Origin of the sequence: Bacillus sp. JJ1566, from assembly GCF_036962685.1 — a bacterium.
In the GTDB taxonomy this organism is placed as follows: Bacteria; Bacillota; Bacilli; order Bacillales; family Bacillaceae_L; genus Ferdinandcohnia.
On sequence record NZ_JBALOP010000057.1, the window covers coordinates 19,120 to 25,120 of the forward strand.

General features: G+C 37.1%; 5 protein-coding genes. 3 read left to right on the forward strand and 2 right to left on the reverse strand.

Annotation, left to right across the window (positions count from 1 at the left end; genetic code table 11):
- Positions 1–310 precede the first annotated feature (310 nt).
- The gene (locus tag V7112_RS20350) at positions 311–502 is read left to right on the forward strand and encodes an alpha/beta-type small acid-soluble spore protein (RefSeq protein WP_335396273.1); all 192 of its coding nucleotides are present in this window, start codon (positions 311–313) and stop codon (positions 500–502) included.
- Between the two features lie 44 nt (positions 503–546).
- On the opposite strand, the gene V7112_RS20355 is transcribed toward V7112_RS20350, so the two are convergent.
- Together V7112_RS20355 and sigI are read right to left on the reverse strand one after the other, a co-directional pair.
- Positions 547–1,626, reverse strand: coding sequence for an anti-sigma factor domain-containing protein (locus V7112_RS20355; protein ID WP_335423241.1), 1,080 nt, complete (start codon positions 1,624–1,626; stop codon positions 547–549).
- Positions 1,623–2,375 (reverse strand): RNA polymerase sigma factor SigI, encoded by a 753-nt coding sequence (gene sigI / locus V7112_RS20360; RefSeq protein WP_335423242.1) that lies wholly within the window; start codon positions 2,373–2,375, stop codon positions 1,623–1,625. Before sigI ends, V7112_RS20355 begins: the two co-directional genes overlap by 4 nt.
- 342 nt (positions 2,376–2,717) lie before the next feature.
- Here sigI and V7112_RS20365 point away from each other — a divergent pair, with 342 nt between their 5' ends.
- Positions 2,718–3,632: a Ku protein gene (locus V7112_RS20365; protein ID WP_335423243.1), complete on the forward strand. Its 915-nt coding sequence runs from the start codon at positions 2,718–2,720 to the stop codon at positions 3,630–3,632.
- A 202-nt stretch (positions 3,633–3,834) separates the two neighbouring features.
- Entirely contained in the window at positions 3,835–5,667 is a 1,833-nt protein-coding gene (locus V7112_RS20370; RefSeq protein ID WP_335423244.1) for a DNA ligase D, read from the forward strand.
- Positions 5,668–6,001 lie beyond the last annotated feature (334 nt).

Below are 6,001 nucleotides of genomic sequence, written 5' to 3' on the forward strand. Positions count from 1 at the left end.
CGCCGGAGGCTTGACTTTATTCAGTCGGAATTTATCCACAAAGCAAATTTGTTCACTAATTGCAATCATACCCACTAAATTAAATTGGAAATGCTGAATAAAGTTAAATCTATTCCTCTATATTAAAGAATTCATTCTCATTTTAAAAGACTTTTTTATTATAAAGGAAAGAACTTCTTGTGTAATTCCAGCCATGAATCTTTTACTTATGATGATTAGTATGCATTTCCAGTATTGAAATTAATTATCTTCTTATACTAAAGATACAACGAATTATACGTTGTTCTATTATTGATAAGGAGTGAGGTAAATGGCTAGAAGTAGCAATAAATTGCTTGTTCCTGGGATTGAACAGGCTTTAGATCAAATAAAATTTGAAATAGCCCAAGAATTTGGTGTTAAGCTTGGTTCAGATACAGCGTCTCGTTCAAATGGTTCAGTTGGTGGCGAGATTACGAAACGCCTTGTAGCTCAAGCCCAGTCCCAATTAAAAGGTGAATAAAAAACTTCATAAAATGGAGAAAAGCCGAGGTATTTCCCTCGGCTTTAGTTATTGTTTCCTTTATTATTGTTCCCATTATTTTGATTCCCGTTATTGCCACGATTGTTTTGGCCGTTATTGCCATTGTTTTCACGTTTACGTTCTTCTTTATATTGTCTTTTCTCTTCTTTTTCTTCTTGCTTTTGTTGTTTCTTTTCCCAGTTTTCATCTATTTTTTTAAATTGTTTTTCCTTGATATGGTCTGGCATATTGGAGTTTTCTATATTGTTTTTGACTTTATCTCTTATCTGTTCTTTTTTCTCTTTAAGCCCTTCTTGAACTTCTTCGGCCCTTTGTTTTTGAGTATTTTTAAACTCGTTCATATCTTTCTCTGTGTTCGCATTGTCCTGCTGGCTATTTGTATTTTTATCTTGCTCAACAGGTTGAGTTTCTTTTTCTTCAACTGTTTTTGGAACCTTGTTTTCTTTAATTAGAAGTTTACCTGTAGATATACCCTTTTCTTTTGCGGCATTCCTGGTTTCGACCGTACTTGTTACAGTCGTAACCGCAATCTGTTCTTTTTCGTATTCTTCCTTAATATCTTCGATTCCTTGCTGTAGCTCCTGATCTACCTCTTTGTTATGTGTATCTGCTACAACAGTAGTAATGAGGACTTGCTTTCCATCTTCAAGATATCCATTATCTTTACTATTTTGAATAATTGCATCCGTGATTGAATCTAACGTACTATTTTTCCAATCTGGAATGGATTCCAATAGTTTCTTGGCCTCGTCATTTAAAGCTTCTAGACTGACGACATGAAGATTTTCACCTAATCCCACTTCGAAGCTTGGATTGATATCAATGGACATGTAGGCATACACTTCATTACGCGATGAAAAAGGAATAAATAAAGATAATAATAAAATTGCAACTAATGAGCTTGCAAGTGCGTAACGCCATTTCTTTACCTGAAAGAAACGTTGTTTAGATGTATTGCTTTGACGTTCATTGATTGGGAAAAAACCAATTTCCTCTCCAATTGCATAGCTTTGCTTCGTGTGTTTAGCTTTTACGAATTCACCGGTAGGGGTTAGCATCGTAATATATTCATCGTTCACATCCATAACGATCCCCTTTTTCAACTTTCGAGCACCCCTTTTAGATAATCTTTTAAATAGACGTAGTCACCAGATAAAATGATGGCCATTGCAATAATGTACTTTCGATTTCTCTCAATCGTTTTACGACTAACCGTTACTTTCGATTCGAGCTGCTTAATTGGAAGCTGTTTTTTATCAAACAATGTCTCCTTCAGCTCTTCATTTTCAACAACAGCCTTTGATACCATAATAGCATTTAATCTAGCATCTGCGTGTTTTGGTGAAATTTCTAGCAACTCTTGAAATGACAAACCAAATTCCTGCAATACCTGATGGAAATGGAGAATTTCTTCTTTTCTTTGTTCCTGCTCCACTTTCCTTTGGTAATCATCGACAGAAAGGTGAGCTTCAATTTTCGATTGAGCCCCTTCCTCATCTGCTTCACCATTTGAGATAAAATTAATATTTCTTACTCGTGCTTCTTTACGGATGTAGTCTATCACTCGTCGTTTAACAAGAAGTTCACTAAAGGATAAAAAGGAACTCCCTTTTTCCTTCGCGTATTTTTCGATTGCCTCATTAAATGCGATAAGTCCGATACTAAATTCATCGTCCGATTCACTTATATATCGTTTACAAACTGCTGATACATTTTTTGCAATAAAGGGTTTATAGTCTTCAATTAGTTTATTTTGTAGTTTTTGATTTCCATTTTGAATCTGGGCAACGGTTTCTTCCAGAGTGCTTTTTCTTTTTCCAATTTTAAACAATAGACTCAGCACTGGTTTCACCTCAATTCTCTTTACTATCTGTTAATAGTAGCAAGAGTTGAAAGCCAGATTCAATAACAATTTTTCACATTGATAGGTTCTAGCAAAAAATATTACGAAAGCACTAATACGAAAGACCATACTTTTATTGTAATCGTGACTGGTTTTGTAACATATGTTTCTTTTCCGTTACATTCCCAACTTTGTTTGTAATGTTTGACTCAATTACAGTTTACGTCATCGGATGTCATTTTGAGGGGGTAAATAATATTTTTCTAAATAAATTTTTATCAGGTTGATATTACCATCATTCCAACGCCAGTTTAAGGAAACAATAAGCAAAAAAGGAGTGTAACAATTTATATGCATACGATGTGGAAAGGCTCAATCAGCTTTGGCCTTGTAAATATTCCAATAAAGCTTTTTTCTGCAACTGAGGACAAAGACGTTAAGCTCCGAAATCTTCATAAAGAATGCAATACACCCATTCAATATGAAAAAATCTGTCCAAATTGTGAAAAAGACATAGGAAATGAGGATATCGTAAAAGGCTATGAATATGTAAAAGGGAAATTTGTCATTTTGAATGATGAAGAATTAAAAGAACTGAAGGACGAGCATGAGGATAAAAGCGTTGAAATCATTGATTTTGTAAAGCTTGAGGAAATTGATCCGATTTATTTTAGTCGTTCCTATTTCATGGGACCCGGTGAAAATGGTAGTAAAGCATATGCACTACTTCGCGAGGCCTTACAAAAGTCAGGAAAAATCGGAATTGCTGAAATTACAATACGCTCAAAGCAACAAATGGCGATTATCCGCGTCTATAAAAACAGCCTTGTGATGGAAACGATTCATTATCCTGATGAAGTTCGCAATGTAGCAGAGGTTCCTGGCGTCCCTGAAAATGTGGAAATCAATGAAAAAGAACTCGATACTGCAATCATGCTGGTTGACCAGTTAACAACTGGATTCAATCCTGAAAAATACAAAGACGAATATCGTACTGCCCTTATGGAGCTTATCGAATCGAAAATTAATAATAATGAAGGAACAACCTCTAAGGAAGCTCCTCGTACAAATGTTGTAGACCTAATGAGTGCCCTACAGGCCAGTATCGAACGGACAAAATCGAAGGAAACATCTGCACCAAAGAAAGCAGCAGCTCCAAAAGGAAATGCAAAACCGAAAGCAAAACCTGAGGCACCAACAGGTACTGACAAGGCTTCATCTGTCAAACCAAAAACAAGAACGACCCGCAAAAAAGTTGGAACATAAAAAGAGCCCTTTTTACCAATATAGTGAGGGTGTCCCCACTATATTGGTAAAAGCCTCCGGCGGATGCCACGATTTTTCGAGACTAAAAACGCCACTTCCTGTGGCAACGTCTTTGTGACCCACATCGTGTGGGCCTAAAAAATCGGGCGCTAATACGCCAAGGCGCATTTGATGAGGATGGGCTCTTTAAAGGAGGGAAAAAATGCTTAAACCAATGCTTCCAACCCTTATTTTTGAAGCCCCTACTGGTCCTAATTGGGTATACGAAATTAAATATGATGGTTTCCGGGCAATGCTGCATTGGGAAAACAGTCGTATTCAGTTAATCAGCAGGAACGGGAACCTTCTGAATGAGCAGTTTCCGGAAATTATTAAGCAATGTGAGAACCTTTCGAATGAAATGGCTCCGTTCCTGCCACTTGTTTTCGATGGGGAGCTTTGCATATTGGAATCACCTTTTAAAGCAAGCTTTGAGCACATTCAGCAACGTGGCCGATTGAGGAGTGAAGCTAAAATTGCAGAAGCTTCTGTGGCTAAGCCTGCTCATTATTTGGTGTTTGATTTATTGAAGCTTAGTGGCAAAAATATAATGTCACGTAAATTCCAGGACCGGAAAACTGAATTATATAGGCTTTTTTCTGATATAAAACTTCCTAGTGCTGTTGAGGCAAATAATCAGGAAATCATTCAATTAATTACATATGATCAAGATTTAAATTCAATCTGGACAAAAGCTACCAGTTCTAACGCTGAAGGGATTATTGCGAAAAAGCTTGATAGTACTTGGGAAGAAGGCAAGCGTACATCAAACTGGTACAAAATTAAAAATTGGCAGGTTGGTGCCTTTTTTATACTAGGCTATGACAAAAAGAATGCGTTTTTTCATGTCGGTGTTATGAGAAAGAATCAAATTTATGAGATTGGCTTGTTTTCTCATGGTCTCTCTCCTGATGAAAGACAAGCCCTTCTTCACGTCATTCAAGCAAATGCAATCGAAGATAATATCGGTTTTATTAAAGCGGAACCAGGCATTTGTGTAGAACTTTTTTATTTGGAACTGTATAAAGAGCAACTCAGACAGCCTAGCTTTTCAAAATTCCGGTTTGATGTAGACTGGCAGGACTGCACATGGGAAAAACTCGTCCGCAATACCCCGCTTCTGCCTGAAGAGATTGAAATTACTCATCCAGATAAACCCCTTTGGAAAGATAAATCCATAACCAAATTGGAGTACATCCACTATTTAGTAGGAGTTTCTACTTATATGCTACCGTTTTTAAATGATCGTCTATTAACTGTTATTCGTTATCCACATGGAATGTATGGTGAAAAGTTTTATCAAAAAAATTGCCCAGATTATGCGCCCGAATTTATCCAAACCTCGATGTCCGAGGGGATTGACTATATTGTTTGTAACGATTTAAGGACTCTAACGTGGTTAGGGAATCAATTAAGTTTCGAGTTTCACATTCCGTTCCAAACGATTTATTCAAATGGACCATCTGAAATTGTTTTTGATTTGGATCCTCCTTCTCGTGATGCTTTTCCATTGGCAAAAAAGGCTGCGACAATCTTAAAGGAAGTTTTTGATGGCCTGAAATTGATTTCATTTGTAAAAACATCTGGTAATAAGGGATTACAGATCTATATTCCACTTCCAGAAAACAGGTTTACGTATGATGATACAAGACAATTTACAGAGTTTGTCGCAAACTATTTAACAACAATGGAACCCGATCTTTTTACAACAGAGAGACTCAAAAAGAACCGTGGCAACCGGCTGTATGTCGATTATGTGCAGCATGCTGAAGGAAAAACCATTGTCGCGCCATATTCAGTTCGCGGGAATGATGGGGCGTATGTTGCCACGCCTCTATATTGGGACGAGATCACAGATGATTTGTCCATTGAAGATTTTCCGTTGGAGTCGATTATTGAGCGAATCAATGAAAAAGGCTGCCCCTTTGCGCATTATTTTGATGCGAAAGATGAGCAGCCATTTGAACCTGTGTTGGAATTTTTACGGCAAAAGTAGGTTTGTATACTGGGCTGCCGGCTAAGAGTGCATTTTTTAGAAATCGGTAGGGATGAAGGGCAATTGGTGATTGGTCTTATGGTCGAATTGCTCTTCATCTGGCTTATGAAGAGGATTTGGCGGCTGGTTCTGGTTTGGATTCCTCTTCACCTGACTTATTTGTTTTAACATTTTCCAAAACTCTCCAAAAGCCTACTGATATCTCGTGCTTACGCCATAACTTTTTCCAATTTTATCCACAACCCCACTCATATCTACTACTTATCCATAACTCCACTCATATCTACCACTTATGCTATAACTTTTTCCAACTTCATCCATAACTCCACTCATA

Excerpts from the sequence above, each read along its gene's own strand:
- V7112_RS20365 (WP_335423243.1), top strand. The coding sequence starts at position 2,718 with ATGCATACGATGTGGAAAGGCTCAATCAGCTTTGGCCTTGTAAATATT.
- V7112_RS20350 (WP_335396273.1), top strand. The coding sequence starts at position 311 with ATGGCTAGAAGTAGCAATAAATTGCTTGTTCCTGGGATTGAACAGGCT.
- V7112_RS20370 (WP_335423244.1), top strand. The coding sequence starts at position 3,835 with ATGCTTAAACCAATGCTTCCAACCCTTATTTTTGAAGCCCCTACTGGT.